This is a genomic window from Kocuria rosea (genome assembly GCF_006094695.1).
Taxonomy (GTDB): Bacteria; Actinomycetota; Actinomycetes; order Actinomycetales; family Micrococcaceae; genus Kocuria; species Kocuria rosea.
In genome coordinates this window covers 1,776,002-1,794,581 of record NZ_CP035103.1, presented here as the reverse complement: position 1 = coordinate 1,794,581, position 18,580 = coordinate 1,776,002, and the positions used below count along the sequence as shown (strand labels likewise).

Below are 18,580 nucleotides of genomic sequence, written 5' to 3'. Positions count from 1 at the left end.
CTACGCCTCACTCCTGAAGCACTCCCCAAGTCTATCCATCCCGGACACCGCCACAGCGTGACTGCCGTCGTCCGCGCGCTCGACGGCACATGCCCGGCCGTCGAAAACCGCGCACAGCCCCACCTCCCGTTGCGGGCAGGGTGCTACGACGTCGGGGGCCCGCGGCGATCCCCGTGCCCCGGTGTCGAAACTGTTGCGACCGCGTGCCGACCGTTGGTGTTTTCAGGTTCGGCCGGACGAGAGGTCCTGATGACGGGCTCAGATCCAGAGACGCGGCTGCAGGAGCATCGTGACCGGCATGGACCCGAGCAGCCGCCGTTCCTGTGCGAACGTGGTCCGTTCGTCGAGGAAGTCGAGGACGAGATCAGCATCGCCGGAGGTGAACGCGGCTTTCATGAAGTGCACCGCATGTTCGGGGTCGTGTTCCCACATCGTGAGCAAGGGCCTGTCGTACCAGCGGAAGCGTGGGGACGGCCGGGGAGCGTCGGGTGACCCGGTGGAGGCCAGCGTGGAGGCGAGGTGCTGGGTCTGACGAAGGATCCGGGTGAAGCCGTAGCCCGTGGTGGCCTTGACGGCCCCGGCGGGACATCCGATGCGCACATGGCGGCCGCGCGGAGAACGGAGGCGGATGCCCAAGGGGATGGACCCTCGCTCCACGGACAACGACGAGTACTCGTTCACACCCCAGACTTGGCGCAGGTAGTCCGACGTTGCCTGCTCGAACGAGAATTCCGGGGTGGGAGTCCTCCCCGGCATGATCCGGGTGACTTCGACGACGGCTTACCGGACTGAGAGCGGCAGGACGCAGTGGAAGTGCACGGGGTCGTGTTCGCCGGACCGGAACTCGATGAAGGTGGCGACCGACGGGTCGAAGGAGGCGTGCGCAGTCCGCACCCGACATGAGCAGTGGTGCCCTGATGCCGGGGGGGGGGCAGGGTGCTGTCGAAGCAGTGGGATGCCGTGACGAGCCGGCTGTCGGAGAGGGCCACGTCCACCGAGTCGGCATGAGCCCGTACTCGTGAAACCCGTGCGTCGAGACGGCTGATCTGAGGGTTGGCATCGATGACGTCGTCGAGGCATCGGAAAACGTCCCGTGACGAGGTGAGGCACAGGCGGTGGCGCTCGAGCGGCAGCACCCGCTGGGCAGGTCCTGCGTCAACCGCGAGGTTCGTGAACGTGGCTGCGGGCGTCAGGGGCAACGGGAGGGCGCCGTCGTGCCAGTAGATCAGGGAGCGGTGCGGGTATCGATCTCCGGCGTCGTCGATGATGAGGATCCGCGCCCCGGACAGCCCTGGTTCCCGGCTCAGGAAGAAGGCGAGGCTGCGCCCGGCAAGTCCACCGCCGGCAATGACGACGTCGTACTCCCTCGCTGGGTGGGTCATGAGCAAGGCACTCCTTCTCCGGACGCAGGCATCTCTGCGGCCACTCCCGAAACCGTCAGTGACCCTCGGGGCGATGTCCAGTCTGGCCGATCCGTCAGGGGTCGTCGACGTCGTCATCGGCGGCGGCACCCGCGTCCACACCCGTTGCACGGGAGGCTAGTCTTGGTCGCACCAGTCCGCCCACCACGACAGAAGCCGGCCCTTGGACAACCCACTCCTGCGCCCCAGCCCGCTCCCCTACGAGCTGCCCGACTTCGGGCGGATCAAGGAGGAGCACTTCCTGCCGGCCTTCGAGGCTGCGATGGCCCAGGACCTCGAGTGCGTGCGGACGGTCCTGGCCGACCCGGACCCGCCCACCTTCGCCAACACCATCGAGGCCCTCGAGCGCGGGGGTCTGGCCCTGGACCGGGTCGAGTCGGTCTTCTTCACGCTGACCGCCGCGCACAACACGGAGGGCATCCAGCGGATCTACCAGGAGCTCGCCCCGCGGCTGTCGGAGCACAAGGCGGACTTCACGCTCAACAAGGAGCTCTACGCCCGGGTCCGGCGGGTGGACCGCACCGACCTGGAGCCGTGGCAGCTGCGCGCCCTGGACGAGTACGTCTCCTGGTTCGCGAACTCCGGTGCGGAGCTGACCCTGGACGACCAGCGGCGGCTCCGGGAGATCAACGACGAGCTCTCGGAGCTGAGCATCGGCTACGGCAACGACCTGATCCGGGAGGTCAACGCCTCCGCCGTGTTCGTCGACGACCGCGCGGAGCTGGACGGGCTGTCCCCCACGGACGTCGAGGCCGCCGCCTCCGCGGCCGCCGAGAACGGGATGCCGGGCCGGTACCTGCTCACGCCCTCGCTGTTCACCGTGCAGCCCGTGCTGTCGGTGCTCACGGACCGCGCGCTGCGCCGGCGGATCCATCTGGCCGCCGTCAACCGCGGCACCGGCGAGCACGGCGGCGAGGGCTCGCAGAGCCGCACGGACCTGCTGCCCGTGGCCGCCCGGATCGCCCGGCTGCGCGCGGAGCAGGCCGGGCTGCTCGGCTACCGCAGCCACGGCGACCACGTCATGGCCGGGAACACAGCGCCGTCCCAGGAGGCGGTGCACGAGATGCTGGAGCGGATCACCGGCCCCGCCGTGCGCAACGCCCTCGAGGAGCGGGCGGAGCTCGAGCAGCTGGCCGGGCACCCGATCGAGGCGTGGGACTGGCCGTTCTGGGCCGAGCGGCTGCGCCGGGAGCGCTACGCCGTGGACGCCTCCGCGCTGCGGGAGCACTTCGAGCTGGAGTCCGTGCTGGAGCACGGGATCTTCCGCACCGCCCGGGAGCTTTACGGGCTGGTCTTCACCGAGCGCCCCGACCTGGACGGCTACCTGCCGCAGGTGCGGGTGTGGGAGGTCACCGACGAGGCGGGCCGCGGCGTGGGGCTGTTCCTGGGCGACTGGTTCACGCGGCCCACCAAGCAGGGCGGCGCCTGGATGGGATCGCTGGTGCACCAGAACCGGCTGACCGGTCAGCGCCCCGTCGTCGTCAACAACGCGAACTTCACCCGGCCGCCCGCGGGCAGGCCCAAGCTGCTGACCCTGGACGAGGTGGTGACGGTCTTCCACGAGTTCGGCCACGCGCTGCACGGGCTGCTCTCCGACGTGCACCTGCCCTCGTTCTCCGGGACGAAGGTGCCGCGGGACTTCGTGGAGTACCCCTCCCAGGTGCACGAGATGTGGGTGCTGCACCCGGAGGTGCTCCGGCACTACGCCCGCCACCACCGCACGGGCGAGCCGATCCCCGAGGAGACCCTCGCGGGCCTGCGGGAGGCGTCCGCGCACGGGCAGGGCTACCGGACCGTCGAGTACCTCGCCTCGACCTACCTGGATCTCGCGTGGCACGGGATCGAGGACCCCGCCGAGCTGCCGGACCCCCGGACCGTGGAGCAGGAGGCGCTCGCCCGCGCCGGGGTGGACGTGGACGGCATCGCCCCGCGCTACCGGACCGGGTACTTCAAGCACATCTTCGCCGGCGGCTACTCCGCGGGCTACTACTCCTACATCTGGTCCGAGATCCTCGACGCCGACACGGCGCAGTGGTTCGCGTCCCGCGGCGGACCGACCCGGGAGAACGGGCGGCGCTTCGCCGAGGAGGTGCTCTCCCGGGGCAACGAGACCGCCCCGATGGAGGCCTTCGAGGCCCTGCTGGGACGCCGCCCGCACCTCGGCGCGCTGCTGGAGCGGCGCGGACTCCAGCCGCGGGAGGAGTTCGTCCACCAGCGGCGCGGTGCTCCCGCCCAGGACGCCCGCGGCTGAGCGCCGCGGCGCCCGGGGGCGGAGGGCCCGGGTGTGACGACGACGCGGATCAGGCCGCGGGCCAGGCGTCGGCGATGTCCTGGCGGGTGTCCCCGAGGGTCTGCATGATGGCCTTGGTCCCGGCGAGGACGGGCATGAAGTTGGCGTCCCCGTTCCAGCGGGGCACCACGTGCTGGTGCAGGTGCCCCGAGAGGGAGCCGCCGGCCGCGGCCCCCAGGTTGATGCCCACGTTGAAGGCGTGCGGGGACGCGACGCCGCGGATCGTGGCGACCGCGGTGCGGGTCAGGTCCGTGAGCTCCCGCAGCTCCGCCGGCTCGAGCTCCGTCAGATCGGCCACGTGCCGGTACGGGCAGACCATGAGGTGTCCGGGGTTGTACGGGAACAGGTTGAGGATCACGAAGCAGTGCTCGCCGCGGTGGACGATCAGCGACTCCTCGTCCGCGCGCTGCGGGCCGTTGCAGAAGGGGCACCCGGGGTCCTCCCGCACGGACGGGTCCTCGCCGCGCACGTAGGCGAGCCGGTGCGGGGTCCACAGCCGCTGGAAGCTGTCGGGCACCCCGGGGATCTCGAACTCGTCCTGGCGGATCCAGTGGTGCGGGGGCCCGGCGTCGGGCGCCGTACCGGTCACTGCCCCACCCCGGCCGTCTCCGCGGCGGCGCGGGGGTCCTCGGCGGCGGCGGCCGTCGGCTCCTCGTTGATGCGGCGCTGGACGTGCGCCACGATCCGCTCCACGGCCTCGCCGACGGGGACGCCGTTGTCCTGCGAGCCGTCGCGGAAGCGGAAGGACACGGCGTTCGCCTCGGCGTCCTCCCCGCCCGCGATGAGCACGAACGGGACCTTCTCCTTGGAGGCGGTGCGGATCTTCTTGGGGAACCGGTCCGAGCCGGCGTCGAGCTCCACGCGCACGCCGCGGGCCCGCAGCGTGTCCACCACGCCCTGCAGGTAGTCGTTGAAGGCCTCGGCCACCGGGATCGCCACGACCTGGACGGGGGCCAGCCACGCCGGGAACGCCCCGGCGTAGTGCTCCACCAGCACCCCCATGAACCGCTCCACGGAGCCGAACAGGGCACGGTGGATCATCACGGGCCGCTGCCGGGTGCCGTCGGCGGCCTGGTACTCCAGGTCGAAGCGCTCTGGCAGGTTGAAGTCGAGCTGGATGGTGGACATCTGCCAGGTCCGCCCGATCGCGTCCTTGGCCTGCACCGAGATCTTCGGGCCGTAGAACGCGGCGCCGCCGGCGTCCGGGACCAGGTCCAGCCCGGACTCGGCCGCGACCTCGGCGAGGGTGTTCGTGGCCTCCTCCCAGAGCTCGTCCGAGCCCACGAACTTCTCGGGGTCCTTGGTGGAGAGCTCGAGGTAGAAGTCGTCCAGCCCGTAGTCCTTGAGCAGGTCCAGCACGAAGCCGAGCGTGGTGGTCAGCTCCGCCTTCATCTGCTCCCGGGTGCAGTAGATGTGGGCGTCGTCCTGGGTCATGCCCCGCACCCGGGTCAGGCCGTGCACCACGCCGGACTTCTCGTACCGGTAGACCTGCCCGAACTCGAACAGGCGCAGCGGCAGCTCCCGGTAGGAGCGGCCCCGGGAGCGGAAGATGAGGTTGTGCATCGGGCAGTTCATGGGCTTCAGGTAGTAGTCCTGGCCCTGCTTGGTCAGCTCCCCGGTCTGCGGGTCCCGCTCCTCGTCCACGTGCATCGCGGGGAACATGCCCTCGCGGTACCAGTCGAGGTGGCCGGAGACCTCGTAGAGGTGGCCCTTGGTGATGTGCGGGGTGTAGACGAACTCGTAGCCGGCCTCCGTGTGCCGCTCCCGGGAGTAGTCCTCCATGGTCTTGCGGATGATCCCGCCCCGGGGGTGGAACACCGGAAGGCCGGAGCCGAGCTCGTCGGGGAAGGAGAACAGGTCCATCTCCGAGCCGAGCCGGCGGTGGTCGCGCCGCTCCGCCTCGGCGAGGCGGTTCTTGTACGCGGTGAGGTCCTCCTTGGACGGCCACGCGGTGCCGTAGATGCGCTGGAGCTGCTTGTTCTTCTCGGAGCCGCGCCAGTAGGCGGCGGCCGAGCGCATCAGGGCGTAGCCGTTGCCGATCAGCTTGGTGTCCGGCAGGTGCGGGCCGCGGCACAGGTCCTTCCAGACCGTCTCCCCGGTCTTGCGGTCCACGTTGTCGTAGATCGTCAGCTCGCCGGCGGCGACCTCCACGGAGGCGCCCTCCGCGGCGGCGTCCACGTCCGCGCCGGAGCCGGGGCCCTGGGACAGGCCGATGAGCTCGAGCTTGTACGGCTCGTCCGCCATCTCGGCGCGGGCCTCCTCCTCGCTCACCGCACGGCGGCGGAAGGACTGGGTGGAGTTCACGATCCGCTGCATCCGCTTCTCGATGGCCTTGAGGTCCTCGGGCGTGAACGCCTGCTCGACGTCGAAGTCGAAGTAGAAGCCGTCGGTGATGTACGGGCCGATGCCGAGCTTGGCGTCCTCGTGCAGCTGCTGCACGGCCTGGGCCATGACGTGGGCGGCGGAGTGGCGCAGCACCTCGAGGCCCTCGGGCTCGGAGATCAGCACCCGCTCCACGGCGTCCCCGTCGGCCAGCCCGGTGGCGAGGTCCTTGAGCACGCCGTTGACCCGGGCCACCACCACGGAGCGGTCCTCGCGGTACAGGTCCGCGGCGGACGTCCCGGTCCCCACCGTGCGCTGCTCGCCGTCGACGGTGATCGTGAGGGGGGCGGACTCGGGCTGGTGCTCGGGCACGGTGGTCATGGGGAAGGTGCTCCTCGGGTCGGGATCGGCACGCACCGGTACGGGGGGCGCGTGGCAGCGGCACCGGCGGGCGGCGCGCACTGCATCGATGGTACCTGTCGGCCGGTGGGGACCGCGGCGGTGAGATGATGGCCGGCGGAGGTGAGGCCACCCGATGCCCGCAGACGTTCCCGGACCGCCCGACCCGCCCGCACCGGGAGGGGAGGTGCCCTCTCCCCCGCCGCACCGGCTGTGGACCGCCGGCTTCGTGCTGATGTGGGCGGGCCAGTTCCTCATCTCCATGAACTTCTACCTGCTGATGACCGTCATGGCGCTCTACGCCATGGAGCGCTTCGGCACGGACGAGGCGCTGGCCGGGGTGGCCACGAGCGCCTTCATCGTCGGGGCGGTCCTGGCGCGGCTGCTCACCGGCAAGTACATGGAGCTGCTCGGGCGCCGGCGCGTGCTGCTCGCCGCGCTCCTGCTGCTGGCGCTGTGCGCCGCCGCCTACCTGCTCGACACCGGCTTCTGGGGCCTGCTGGTGGTGCGGGTGCTCAACGGCGTGGGCTTCGGCATGGCCACCACCGTGCTGCCCGCGTCCGTCCAGGCCCTCATCCCCGCGCACCGGCGGGGCGAGGGCACCGGGTACTTCATGCTTTCCACCACCCTGGCCGCCGCGCTGGGTCCCCTGGCGGGACTGAGCCTGTCCACGGCGGTGGGCTACGACACGCTCTTCGGGGTGTGCACGGCGGTCGCCCTGCTGGGCCTCGCCGTGGGAGCCGTCACCCGGGTCCCCGAGCTGAGCCTCTCCGCCGAGCAGCGGGCGGGGCTGCGGTCCTTCTCCGTGGGGCAGTTCGTGGAGGCGCGGGCCCTGCCCGTCTCGGCGCTCATGCTCTTCGTGGGCGTGGGGTACTCGGCAGTCCTGTCCTTCCTCAACCCGTTCGCCGTGCAGGCGGACCTCGTGGGCCCCGCGGGCGCGTACTTCGTGGCCTACGCCGTCACCGTCCTGGTGAGCCGCCCGTTCGCGGGCCGGCTGCAGGACCGGCGCGGGGACAACGCGGTGCTGTACCCGTCGCTGCTGCTCTTCGTGGTGGCGCTGCTGCTGCTCGCGGCCGCGGACTCGCCGTTCCTCGTGCTCGCCTCGGGCACGGTGCTGGGCGTGGGCTACGGGGCGGTGCTCTCGGCGGCCCAGGCCGCCGCGGTCCGCTCGGCCCCGCTCACCCGCGTGGGGCTGTCCACGTCGACCTACTTCCTGTGCATGGACGTGGGGGTGGCCCTGGGCCCGATGCTCATGGGGGCCCTGGTCCCTGCGCTGGGCTACCGGGGGATGTACGTGGCGGCCGCGGCGGTGGTCGCGCTGGGCCTGGTCTACTACGCGGCCGTGCCCGGCACGCGGGCCCGGCGGGCAGCGGGGTGAACCGCGTCCGGCACGACGACGGGGCCCCCGTCACCAGAACGGTGACGGGGGCCCCGGAGTCGATCGGGTGCGATCAGATGCGGTCGCGGCGATCGTCGTCGGTCAGGCCGGTGCCGCGGTTGCGGTCGGTCAGGCCGGTGCCGCGCTCGGCGTCGGTCTCGACCTCGACCTGCTCCTTGCGGACCTCGGCGTCGACGCGCTCGGTGTCGCGGACGGTCTCCTTCTCCAGGCCGACCTTCTCGACGCCCACGGTCTCCTTGGCGACGACGGGGCGCTCCTCGTGGAGGGTCACCTCGACGTCCTCCTCGCCGATGGTGCCGGCGGTGGCCTCGGTGCCGCTCAGCGGGGTGCGCTCGACACGGACCTCTTCGCGCTCGAGGGGCACGTCCACGGACTCGTTCTCCGTGACCACGTACTTGCGCAGACGGGCGCGGCCGGTCTCCTGGCGCTCCTTGCCGACGTGCAGCTGCTCCTCGTGGCGGACCACGCCGTTGTCGACACTGTCGGTGCGGTCACGGTCGGTGAGCCCGGCGGTGCGGTCGCGGTCGACGTCGGCGACCCCCGCGGTGCGGTCGCGGTCGGTGTCGACGTCGGTGATCCCGGCAGTGCGGTCACGGTCACGGTCGGTGTCGGCGTACCCGTCGTTCTCGGGGTAGCCGGCAGTGCCGGTCGCCGGGACGGCGTTGCGGTCGGTGTCCGCGGCGTAGCGGTCGTCGCGGTCGGCGAGACCTGCGGCGCCGGCGGTCCCGGCGGTGCCGGCAACGCCGGCGGTGCGGTCACGGTCGGTGCGGTCGCGGTCGTCGGTGCCGGAGTAGTTCATCTTGTAGTAGCGGTAGATCTCCTCCTCCTCGGCCGGGGAGAGGTGCTGGTCCGCGTCCACGTTCGGGGCGTCCTTGACGACGTCCTTGGTGTAGGGAAGGACGAGGCGGTCGCCGTCCTGCTGGGCGCCGTCGGCGGGGACGAAGCTCTCCTTGGTGCCGAAGAGACCGGTGTTGACGGTCACGAAGGTGACCTCTTCGGTGTTGTCGTCCAGGAAGACCTGCTCGACCTTGCCGATCTTGTCGCCGTCCGACCCGTAGGCGGTGGCGGACAGCAGTGCGTTCACGTCGTACGTAGCCATGAGAACTCCTTCTCTATTCTGCGAGGCAACGGGCTCCCCTGGACGGGGGGCTCGCCGCGGACGATCTCCGCCCGGGGAGGCGGGGTGCAGCTCGTCCGCTGTTATTAGTAACCATACTGGCAATCAGTTCGCTGGCCAATGGCTTCACCGAGAGTGAAACCCCTGGATCCGGACGGTCTCCCGGCTCATCCTGCCCCGGCTCCCCGCAGGCTAGGCGGGGCCGCGGCGCGCACCGCGGCCGGGGTTCCGGGGTCGGCGAGGTCCCAGGCCTGCTCGGCGCTGATGCTGATCCCCCGGGGCCCGGTGCGCCGCGTCCGGCCCCGCACCAGCAGCATCCGCGTGCCGAACAGGTGCTGCCCCGAGCGGGTCTGGGCGTCGGAGAAGAAGGCGCAGTCCACCGCGCCCGTGCCGTCGTCGAGGCTGACGAAGACCACCCGCCGGCCGCTGCGCATGGGCGGGGTCATGGTCGAGACCCGCACCCCCGCCACGAGCACCTCGGACCGGTTGCGCAGCTCCAGCAGCCGCTCCGCGGGCGTGACCCCGAGCTCGCCGAGCAGGGGCGCCCAGCTCTCCAGCAGGTGCGCCGAGACGTCCACCGCGAGCAGGTCCAGCTCGGTGCGGACCTTCTCCGCCAGGGTGGGCTCGGGGCGCTCCGCGGGCAGGGCGCGCAGCTCGAGGTCCCCGAGCGGAAGGGCCAGCTGCCCCTCGACCTCCCCGGCCGGCCGGGCGGGCCGGCCGCTGTCCGCCCGGGCCCGCAGGGCGTGCACCAGGTCGGCGCGGGACGCGGGACCGCCGGAACGGCGCAGCAGGCCGTCGAAGGCCCCCACGGCGGCGAGACGCTCGAGGGTGCGCCGCGAGGGACGGGCCCGCTGCCGCAGCTCGGCGAGCGAGGCGTAGGGCTGCCCCGCCACGATCCGGCGGACCTCTGCCCGGGAGACCCCGTGGATCCCGGTGAGGGCCAGGCGCACGCCCAGGCGGGCGGGGTCGTCGTCGAGCCGTTCCACCCGGTAGTGCTCGTCGGAGCGGTTGACGTCCACGGGCAGGACGGGGATGCCCATCCGCCGCGCCTCCCCCACGAGCAGGCGCTTGGGGTACATCCCGGGATCGTGCTCCCACAGCCCCGCGAGGAACGCCTCCGGGTGGTGGGCCTTCAGCCACGCGGACTGGTAGGTGGGCACCGCGAACGCCGCGCCGTGGGCCTTGCAGAAGCCGAACGAGCCGAACGCCGCCAGGGTCTCCCAGACCCTGTCCACCACGTCCAGGGGGTAGTCCCGCGCACGGGCCCGCTCGCGGAAGAACTCCTCCACCTCGAGCTGGCGCTCGGAGCCCAGCCGGCGGCGCAGCTCGTCGGCCCGGGCGAGACCGCATCCGGTGAAGGTGTCGAGGATGCGCAGGACCTGCTCGTGGAAGACGGTCACGCCGTGGGTCTCGGCGAGGATCGGGTCGAGGGACGGGTGGATCGAGACGGGCGCGGACCAGCCGTGGCGGTGCTCCAGGTAGGGGCGCACCATGTCCGAGTGCATCGGCCCGGGACGGAACAGGGAGATGTCCACGATGAGGTCGCGGAAGCTCGTGGGCGCCATCTTGCCGATGAGCTCGCGCTGGCCCGGGGACTCGATCTGGAAGCACCCCAGGGTGTGGGTCGAGCGGATGAGCTCGAACGTCCTCGCGTCGTCCACGGGGATCGCCTCGAGGTCCAGGCGGGGCCGGTCCGGGTGGGTGCGGGCCACCTCGTCGACGGCGTGGGCGAGCGCCGACTGCATCCGCACGCCGAGGATGTCGAGCTTGAGCATGCCCATGGGGTCCATGTCGTGCTTGTCGAACTGGCTCATGGGCATCCCCGTCCCACTGGACTGCACCGGGGTGCGGTCCAGGAGGCTCAGGTCCCCCAGGATCACCCCGCACGGGTGCATGGAGATGTGTCGGGGCAGCCGGTCCAGGCGCTCGGTGAGGTCCACGAGGAGGTCGAGCTGCTTCTCCTGGGCCACCTGCTCGGCGAAGTCCCGCAGCTCCGGCTGGCGGGCGATGGTCTCCCGCAGCGCCGAGGCCGGCAGGTGCCACAGCTGCTTGGCCGCGCCGTCCACGGTCTCGGGGTCGATGCCGAGCGCCAGCCCGGCGTCCCGGACGGCACCGCGGGCCCGGTAGGCGTTCTGCATGCTCATGAGGCTCACCCGTTCGGGGCCGAAGCGCTCGAAGATCCGCAGGTAGACGCGGTGGCGCTCGGCCGACTCGACATCGATGTCGATGTCTGGGAGGGTCGAGCGGTCGTTGGAGAGGAAGCGCTCGAAGAGCAGCTCGTGCTCGAGCGGGTCCACCTGGGAGACGTCGAGCAGATAGTTGACGAGCGAGGACACCCCCGAGCCGCGGGCGGCGTGGCGGACCCCCATCTGCCCGATCATCGCGGAGACCTCGGCCACGGTGAGGAAGTAGGAGGCGAAGCCGAGGTCCTCGATCACCCCCAGCTCCTGCTCCAGCCGGTCCCGCACGGCCCGTGTCATGCGGCGGCCCGGGTAGCGGCGGCCCAGCCCCGTCTCGCACCGGGCCCTCAGCTCTGCGGGCGCCGGCCGGTCCAGGCCCAGCACGGAGGCCTCGGGCACCACCGGCCGCCCCCAGCCGCAGTCGGCGACCGGGTCCAGCCGGCACCGGTCGGCCACCCGCTGGGTGCCCGCCAGCAGGGCCGCGGCCCCGGCCGCGCCGAGGTCCGCGGCCCGGGCGATCTCCGCGGCGAGCGCGCGCATCTGCCGGGCGGACTTGAGCCAGCCCTGGCCGTTGGGCTGCAGCGGCTCCGGCGCCGTCGTCCGTCGGGACGTCCCGGTCCGCCCGGTGGCCCTGCCGCCGGGGGCGTGGCCGGCGCGCGCCCCGAGGGTCTCGAGCGGGGTGAGGGCGCGGGCGGCGTCGAGGACGTCGGCGGTGGCGGCCTCGGCGGGCGTGGCGTAGCGCACCGCGTTGGTCAGCACGGGGGTCAGCCCCGCCTCGAGGGCGGCGCGCAGCATCCGGGCCGCGTGGGAGGTGCTGCACGCCGTGCCGGGGGCGGCGAGGTGCGAGACCACCTCCACGGCGAGCGCCGGTGCGGGGAGCAGGGTCCGCCACCGGGCCAGGGCGGCGCGCCCGGTGCGGTAGCGGCGGGCCGCGAGCTCCTGCCCGACGTCGGAGGAGGGCCCGAGCAGGACGGTCAGGACCGGCTCCCCGTGCCGGGGCGAGTGTGCGGCGGCCGCGATCTCGGCGGCGGTCACCCCGGGCGGGCCCGCTGCGGCGTGGGCGGTGGAGACGAGCCGGCACAGGGCGGCGTAGCCCGCACCGGCGGTGCCGCCGGCCGCCAGGACCACCACGCGGCCGAGGGCGCGCTCGCGGCCGGGGTCCAGCAGGGCGAGGTCGGCCCCCAGGACCGGGTCGATGCCGTGCTCCCGGCACGCGCCCAGGTGCTTGATCGCGCCGTAGAGCCCGTCCCGGTCGGTGCAGGCGAGCGCGTCCGCGCCGTCCGCCGCGGCGGCGGCCGCCAGGACGGCAGGTCGGCTGACCCCGAAGTGGGCGCTGAAGGCGGTGGCGACGTGCAGGTGCGGAAAGCTCACGCCCCCATTCGAATACGTGTTCGAATCTTAAGTCAATTGCAAACCGCCGGGGCCGCGAGAACTCCGGCTCCTGGGCGTCCGTGGCGGCGCACGCCGGCCCAGGAGGACGCCGGACCCGGGCGGGACACGATCCGCCCACGGCCCGCAGGGGCGCCGCGCACGGGGACGCCCTCGTTCCGGGACGGGGGATGCCGCACTTCTGTGGCATGTTGTTTCCTGCACCCACGGGCAGGACCGAGGGGCCCGCACCCCCGCCGCACGGACGCAGGAGGAGACGACGATGGACGTCCGGCAGCTCATGTACTTCCTGGCCGTGGTGGACCACGGCGGCTTCACCCGCGCCGCGGAGCAGCTGCTCATCGCCCAGCCCTCCCTGTCCCAGACGATCAAGGGCCTCGAGCGGGAACTGGGGGTGCCGCTGTTCCACCGGATCGGGCGGCGGGTGGTGCTCAGCGAGGCCGGCGAGGAGCTGGTGGGCCCGGCCCGGGTGGTGGTCCGGGACCTGGAGGCCGCCCGGTCCGCCGTCGACGACCTGCGCGGGGTGCGCAGCGGCCGCCTGGACGTGGTCGCCATGCCCTCCCCCGGCGTCGAACCGCTCACGTCGATGATCGCCGCCTACGCGCGGGCCCACCCGGCCGTGACGGTCAGCGTGGACGCGGCCTTCACCCCCGAGGAGGTGGCCGACGCGGTGCGCACCGGCCGCGCCGAGATCGGCGTCCTGGGCTCGGAGCACCCGTTCCGCTCCGCCGAGGTCGAGGTGATGCACCTGGAGCAGCAGCCCCTGGTGCTGATCGTGGCACCGCAGGCGGACACCTTCGGTGACGGGCACGCCATCCGCCGGGAGGACCTGGCCGGGCACCGGGTGGTCGTCTCCCAGCAGGGCTCGCTGATGCGGCGGCTGGTCGACGACGCCCTGGCCGGCGGGGTGCCGGTCGAGATCGCCGCCGAGGTCGCCCACCGCACCTCGGTCCTCCCGCTGGTGCTGGCAGGGGTCGGGCACGCGGTGCTGCCCTCCTCCTGGACCCCGCTGGCGCGCGCCGCAGGGCTGCGGGTGCTGCGGATCGAACCGGTCACCGTGCTGCACGTGGCCGTGCTCAGCCGCCCGGCGCACCTGACCCCGGCCGCCCGAGCGTTCCTGGCGGTCGCCGCCGAGCACGCGGCCCGGCACGCCGCGGATTGCTCCCGGGCACCGGAGGGAACGGCGCCGGACCGGGCCGAGAGGGCGGGCCGGCCGGAGGGGACGGCGCCGCAGGACGCGCCGCGGATCGTGTCATAGGGGATTCCTATCCGGGGGATGGGATTCCGGTCTTGGACCTCACGGTGCTCGGGGCGCTCTACTGGAACCCGGTGCCGCACTGCGCTGCGGACACCACGACCAGAGCACCCGAGAAGGAGAGCACCCCATGGCCGAGCACCAGGTCTTCACGATCGCCTCGATCCCCGCCGACGGCGTGGGCCCGGAGGTCGTCGCCGCCGGCCGCACGGTCCTGGACGCGGTGGCCGAGCAGTCGAACGGGGCGTTCTCCTTCGACTGGACCGAGTTCCCCTGGGGCAGTGCGTACTACGCCCAGCACGGGGTGATGATTCCGGCCGACGGGCTGGAGACCCTCCAGGACTTCGACGCCATCTACTTCGGCGCCGTGGGGTGGGAGAACGTCCCCGACCACGTGTCCCTGTGGGGGCTGCGGCTGAACATCACCCAGAACTTCGACCAGTGGGCCAACATCCGCCCCGTCAAGTTCCTCCCCGGCGTGGTCTCCCCGCTGCGCAAGGCCGACGACACCGAACTGGACTGGGTCGTGGTGCGGGAGAACAGCGAGGGCGAGTACGCCGGGCTCGGCGGGCGGAACCTCGCCGGCCGAGGTCCCGGCAACGAGGTCGCCGTCCAGTCCTCCCTGTTCACGGAGAAGGGCTGCGAGCGCATCATCCGCTTCGCCTTCGACCTCGCCCGCACCCGCACGGTGCAGAAGGTCTCCAGCGTCACGAAGTCCAACGCCCAGCAGTACGGCATGGTGCTGTGGGACGAGGTCTTCGCCCGCGTCGCCGCCGACTACCCCGACGTGCAGACGGAGTCGGTGCTGGTGGACGCGATGAGCGCCAAGTTCGTCCTGCACCCCGAGGAGCTCTCCGTGGTGGTGGCCTCCAACCTCAACGCCGACATCCTCTCCGACCTCGGCTCCGCCCTGGCCGGCAGCCTCGGCCTGGCCGCCAGTGCGAACCTCGACCCGGAGCGCCGGTTCCCCTCGATGTTCGAGCCCGTCCACGGCACCGCCCCGGACATCGCCGGCCAGGGCATCTGCAACCCGATCGGGGCGATCGCCAGCGCCGCCCTGATGCTGGACCACTTCGGTCTGCACGCCGAGGCCCGCCGGGTGGAGGCCGCGATCGAGGCCACCACCGCCGCCGGGCACCTCACCCGTGACATCGGCGGCACCGCCGACACCGCCGAGATCACCCGGGCCGTCGTCGACGCCCTGGCCGCCTCCCTGACCTCCGCCTGAGGCTTCCCGTCCCTCCGGCCCCCGCCCCGCCCGGGACACCTCCCGGGACCGGCCGGCGCCGCGCCGGGCGCGGCGGTCAGCGTCCCGTGGCGCAGATCGCCCGCTCGATCAGGGAGGCGCTGCGGCGGTCGATCTCGTCCTCCACGAGCCTGCCGGGCGCCTCGGGGTACCAGCCGAGGTCGTCCCGCACGTCGGCGGCGACCTCGGACCCACCGCCGCGGGGGACCACCCGGAAGGTGGCCCGCAGGGGCAGGGCCCGCCACCCGAACTCGGAGGCCGTCCCGCGCCGGCGGAAGGTGACGTCCGAGCCCACCGAGACCTCCACGCAGCACTCCTGGGAGCGGACCGCCGGGCCGAGGTCCTCGAACGCCGTGCGGATCCGCTCGAGGGCCTCCTCCGGGGGCATCGGGCACGTCCACGCCCGGGTCGTGGTGATGCGCGGCCGGTTCGGGGACCGGCGCGCCAGCCAGGGGACGAGGAACCGCTGGCCGAGCACCAGCGCGACGACGACGAGCGCCGCCGCTCCGAGCGCGAGCTGCGCCACGGAGATCACGCCCCGGAGGAGGAGCTGGACCACGAGGAGGACGACCACGGCCGACCCGGCCGACCCGGCCGGCCCGGCCAGCCCGGCCAGCCGGTACCGTCCCCCGGCGGAGCGTCTGGCAGACACGCGACCTCCCTCCCCCGTCCGGACCACGGTGCCCCTCGGCTGTCCTCCGTCGCTGCCATTCTTGCCCGCGCGCACCCCCGGACACCAGGTGTGCATCCGTAAAGGGGACAGGCTCGCGGGGCGCTCCCCGGGTGCAGGGAAGATCGGGCGGCGCGGCCCGGCGCCCCGCGGTGTCGCCCGCCCTGCCTATGCTGAGGTCCGGCGACAGCGAGGCGGCGCCGGACCGGCGGCCGCGACGACGGAGGGGTGTGGGCCATGACGGCGACCTATCGGTACGACGTGGAGGTCCTGCACCTGCTCGTGTCACCGGCGCACGCCTACTTCGGCCGCGCCCGGGACGGCGCGGCGGAGGTCCCCACCACAGACGCCGAGCGGGTCGAGCTGGTGGCCGGCAAGGGCGTGGTGGGCGACCGGTTCTTCGGCAAGGCCGCGCACATGGACGCCGCCGTCACCCTGCTCGCCGTCGAGGCGCTCGAGGCTATGGCCGCGGACCTGGGCACGGACCCCTTCGACCCGCTCCTGACCCGGCGCAACGTGGTCCTCCGGGGCGCCCACCTGGCCCCGCTGCTGGGCGAGGAGTTCGCGCTGGAGTCCCGGGGCGCCCTCGTGCGGCTGCGGGGCGGGCGCCCGGCCCACCCCTGCGTGTGGATGGACCGGGTCCTGGCTCCGGGCGCGCACGCCGCCATGCGGGGGCGAGGGGGCCTGCGCTGCCGGCCGCTGTCCAGCGGCGACCTGCACCGCGGACCGGCCGTGCTGCACAGCCCGGTCCCGCTCGAGCCGGAGCTGGCCGGCGCGGCCGTGCTGCGGCGCCCGTCCCGGCTGCCGTAGCCCGCCCACCCGGGACCGGCGCCCGGGCCCGCGCCGGGTCAGGCCTGCGCCAGCTGGGGCAGCACCGTCTCCCCGAAGGCGTCGAGGAAGCGGCCCTGCTCCTGCCCCACGTGGTGGAGGTAGATCTCGTCGAAGCCGAGGTCGGCGTACTCGTGCAGCCACTGGGCGTGCCGGCCGAGGTCGGCGGAGACGTTGACCGCCCCGGCGATCTGCTCATCCCCCACGTCCTCCTGGACCGCCTTGCGCAGGTAGTCCTGGGGCGAGGCGAGCTCGGCCATGGTCACGGCGTCGAAGACGTTGGTGCGCCACTGGTCGAAGGCGATCGCGCGGGCCTGCTCCGGGGAGGGCGCCCAGCTCAGGTGCACCTGCAGCGCGGTCCGCCCGGTGCCGCCGGCCTCGCGCCAGGCCTCGAGCATCCGGCGCAGGTCCTCGAGGGGCTGCTGGACGGTGATGAACCCGTCGGCCAGGGGGGCGAAGCGGCGGACCGTCGCCGGGGTGAGCGCGGCCACGCGCAGGGCGGGCAGGACCTCCGGCGGGTCCCAGACCCGGGCGCGGTCGGCGTGGAACGGCTCGCGGCAGGACACCTCCTCGCCCGCGTGCAGCCGGCGGACGGCGTCGAAGCTGCTCTCGAGGAACCGCTGCCGGTGCTCCTTGGCCGGCCAGTCCGGGGTGACGGCCCGCTCGTTGAGCTTCTGCCCGCTGCCCAGGGCGGTCCAGATCCGACCGGGGAACATGCGGGCGAGGGTGGCCGTGGCCTGGGCGGTGACCACGGGGTGGTAGCGCCGGCCCGGGGCGTGCACGAACCCGAAGGGCAGGTCCGTGGTGGCCAGGGCGGCGCCCAGCCAGGACAGGGCGAACCCGGAGTGGCCCTGGTGCGGCGACCATGGCTCGAGGTGGTCCGAGCACATGGCGGCGCCGAAGCCGGCCTGCTGGGCGTGCTCGACGTCGCGCAGCAGCTGCTCGGGAGGGATCTGCTCGTGGGAGGCGTGGAAGCCGATCGTCGCCATGGGGTCCTCCGGTCGAAGGCGGGAACAGGACAGTGGGATCAGGTCACGGGGATCAGGTCACGGGGATCAGGTCACGGGGATCAGGTCACGGGGATCAGGTCACGGGGATCTGGACAGCAGGAGAGGGAGGACGGGACCGGGTGGGGACGGGTGCCGGGTCAGCCGGCCGCCGCCCGGAGGTCCTCGGCGGGGGTGCAGACGTTGCGCAGCTCGCCGATGCCCTCGATCTCGGTGACGACCTCCTGGCCGTCCCGCAACCAGATCCGGCGGGGCTTCTGGGCCAGGCCCACGCCGGCGGGAGTGCCGCAGGCCACGAGGTCCCCGGGCTCGAGGGTCAGGAACCGGCTGAGGTACTCGACCAGCTCCACGGCGGAGAAGATCATCCGGTCGGTGCCGGAGTCCTGGTGCCGCACGCCGTCCACGGTGCAGCGGATCGCCAGTCCCGCCTCGGGGTCGATCTCGTCGGGGGTCACCACCACGGGGCCCACCGGGGTGGTGCGGTCGAAGTTCTTGCCCTGGAACCACTCGGAGGTCCGGCCCTGCCAGTCCCGCACCGAGATGTCGTTCATGATGGTGTACCCGGCGATCGCGGCCCGCGCCTGGTCCGGCGTGGCGTGGCGCAGGGGCGAGCCGATCACCACGGTGAGCTCGGCCTCCCAGTCGATCTTCTCGGACTCCTCCGGCATGGCGATGGGGTCGGTGGGGCCGATGAGCGCGGTGGCGTACTTCGCGAAGATCGTGGGGTGCTCCGGGATCTCCTGACCGACCTCCTCCGCGTGGTCGTAGAAGTTCAGCCCGGCGCACAGGATCTTGCCCGGGCGCAGGACGGGCGTCGCCAGGTCCTCCGGGGCCGGCGCGGGGCCCGGCTCCCCCGGCAGCCGCAGGTCGCCCCCGGCGAGGAGGGCCCCGACGTCGGGGACGGGGAGGTAGACGGTCCGCCCGTCCTCCTGCCGGAAGGCCTGGGTGGTGCCGTCTCGTCGCACGGTGCCGAGTCTCACGGGTGCTCCCTCACGTTCTGCGGTGCGGTCTCCACCGACGATCCTATGCACCTCCGGCGGGAGGGTGCACCGCGGCG

At 73.1% G+C, this 18,580-nt stretch carries 13 protein-coding genes; 5 read left to right on the top strand and 8 right to left on the bottom strand.

Annotated elements, in window-relative coordinates; all coding sequences use genetic code 11:
• Positions 1-258: 258 nt before the first annotated feature.
• Entirely contained in the window at positions 259-681 is a 423-nt protein-coding gene (locus EQG70_RS08310) for a lycopene cyclase family protein (protein ID WP_244296681.1), read from the bottom strand.
• A 903-nt stretch (positions 682-1,584) separates the two neighbouring features.
• On the opposite strand from EQG70_RS08310, the gene EQG70_RS08305 reads away from it, so the two are divergent.
• Positions 1,585-3,672 carry a M3 family metallopeptidase gene (locus EQG70_RS08305; RefSeq protein ID WP_109222902.1) on the top strand — a complete coding sequence of 696 codons (2,088 nt, stop codon included), beginning with the start codon at positions 1,585-1,587 and terminating at the stop codon, positions 3,670-3,672.
• Positions 3,673-3,721: 49 nt separating this feature from the next.
• Here EQG70_RS08305 and EQG70_RS08300 read toward each other — a convergent pair whose 3' ends face one another.
• Together EQG70_RS08300 and thrS are read right to left on the bottom strand one after the other, a co-directional pair.
• On the bottom strand, positions 3,722-4,300 hold the full coding sequence (locus tag EQG70_RS08300) for an HIT family protein (protein WP_017834420.1): 579 nt from the start codon (positions 4,298-4,300) through the stop codon (positions 3,722-3,724).
• On the bottom strand, positions 4,297-6,414 hold the full coding sequence (gene thrS / locus EQG70_RS08295) for a threonine--tRNA ligase (protein WP_052133061.1): 2,118 nt from the start codon (positions 6,412-6,414) through the stop codon (positions 4,297-4,299). The genes EQG70_RS08300 and thrS overlap by 4 nt, the downstream gene beginning before the upstream one ends.
• 205 nt (positions 6,415-6,619) lie before the next feature.
• On the opposite strand from thrS, the gene EQG70_RS08290 reads away from it, so the two are divergent.
• Positions 6,620-7,810: an MFS transporter gene (locus EQG70_RS08290; RefSeq protein ID WP_109267960.1), complete on the top strand. Its 1,191-nt coding sequence runs from the start codon at positions 6,620-6,622 to the stop codon at positions 7,808-7,810.
• A 73-nt stretch (positions 7,811-7,883) separates the two neighbouring features.
• Here EQG70_RS08290 and EQG70_RS08285 read toward each other — a convergent pair whose 3' ends face one another.
• Entirely contained in the window at positions 7,884-8,930 is a 1,047-nt protein-coding gene (locus EQG70_RS08285; protein WP_109267961.1) for a PRC and DUF2382 domain-containing protein, read from the bottom strand.
• Between the two features lie 185 nt (positions 8,931-9,115).
• A complete protein-coding gene (locus EQG70_RS08280) occupies positions 9,116-12,499 on the bottom strand; it encodes a DNA polymerase III subunit alpha (protein WP_109267962.1) in 3,384 nt (1,127 codons plus the stop codon).
• 280 nt (positions 12,500-12,779) lie between these two features.
• Between EQG70_RS08280 and EQG70_RS08275 the strand changes: the two genes are divergently transcribed.
• Together EQG70_RS08275 and EQG70_RS08270 are read left to right on the top strand one after the other, a co-directional pair.
• Positions 12,780-13,775, top strand: a complete 996-nt coding sequence (locus EQG70_RS08275) for a LysR family transcriptional regulator (RefSeq protein WP_109267963.1) — start codon at positions 12,780-12,782, stop codon at positions 13,773-13,775.
• A gap of 127 nt (positions 13,776-13,902) precedes the next feature.
• Positions 13,903-15,000, top strand: coding sequence for a tartrate dehydrogenase (locus tag EQG70_RS08270; RefSeq protein ID WP_109267964.1), 1,098 nt, complete (start codon positions 13,903-13,905; stop codon positions 14,998-15,000).
• 76 nt (positions 15,001-15,076) lie between these two features.
• Here the strand turns inward: EQG70_RS08270 and EQG70_RS08265 are convergent, their stop codons facing one another.
• Positions 15,077-15,670, bottom strand: a complete 594-nt coding sequence (locus EQG70_RS08265) for a hypothetical protein (RefSeq protein WP_109267965.1) — start codon at positions 15,668-15,670, stop codon at positions 15,077-15,079.
• A 255-nt stretch (positions 15,671-15,925) separates the two neighbouring features.
• On the opposite strand from EQG70_RS08265, the gene EQG70_RS08260 reads away from it, so the two are divergent.
• Positions 15,926-16,498 carry an MOSC domain-containing protein gene (locus EQG70_RS08260; RefSeq protein ID WP_017834644.1) on the top strand — a complete coding sequence of 191 codons (573 nt, stop codon included), beginning with the start codon at positions 15,926-15,928 and terminating at the stop codon, positions 16,496-16,498.
• 38 nt (positions 16,499-16,536) lie between these two features.
• Here EQG70_RS08260 and EQG70_RS08255 read toward each other — a convergent pair whose 3' ends face one another.
• A complete protein-coding gene (locus tag EQG70_RS08255; RefSeq protein WP_109243883.1) occupies positions 16,537-17,505 on the bottom strand; it encodes a TIGR03885 family FMN-dependent LLM class oxidoreductase in 969 nt (322 codons plus the stop codon).
• Between the two features lie 158 nt (positions 17,506-17,663).
• On the bottom strand, positions 17,664-18,503 hold the full coding sequence (locus EQG70_RS08250; protein WP_035929081.1) for a fumarylacetoacetate hydrolase family protein: 840 nt from the start codon (positions 18,501-18,503) through the stop codon (positions 17,664-17,666).
• Positions 18,504-18,580 lie beyond the last annotated feature (77 nt).

Excerpts from the sequence above, each read along its gene's own strand:
- EQG70_RS08275 (WP_109267963.1), top strand. The coding sequence starts at position 12,780 with ATGGACGTCCGGCAGCTCATGTACTTCCTGGCCGTGGTGGACCACGGC.
- EQG70_RS08285 (WP_109267961.1), bottom strand. The coding sequence starts at position 8,930 with ATGGCTACGTACGACGTGAACGCACTGCTGTCCGCCACCGCCTACGGG.
- EQG70_RS08255 (WP_109243883.1), bottom strand. The coding sequence starts at position 17,505 with ATGGCGACGATCGGCTTCCACGCCTCCCACGAGCAGATCCCTCCCGAG.
- thrS (WP_052133061.1), bottom strand. The coding sequence starts at position 6,414 with ATGACCACCGTGCCCGAGCACCAGCCCGAGTCCGCCCCCCTCACGATC.
- EQG70_RS08270 (WP_109267964.1), top strand. The coding sequence starts at position 13,903 with ATGGCCGAGCACCAGGTCTTCACGATCGCCTCGATCCCCGCCGACGGC.
- EQG70_RS08260 (WP_017834644.1), top strand. The coding sequence starts at position 15,926 with ATGACGGCGACCTATCGGTACGACGTGGAGGTCCTGCACCTGCTCGTG.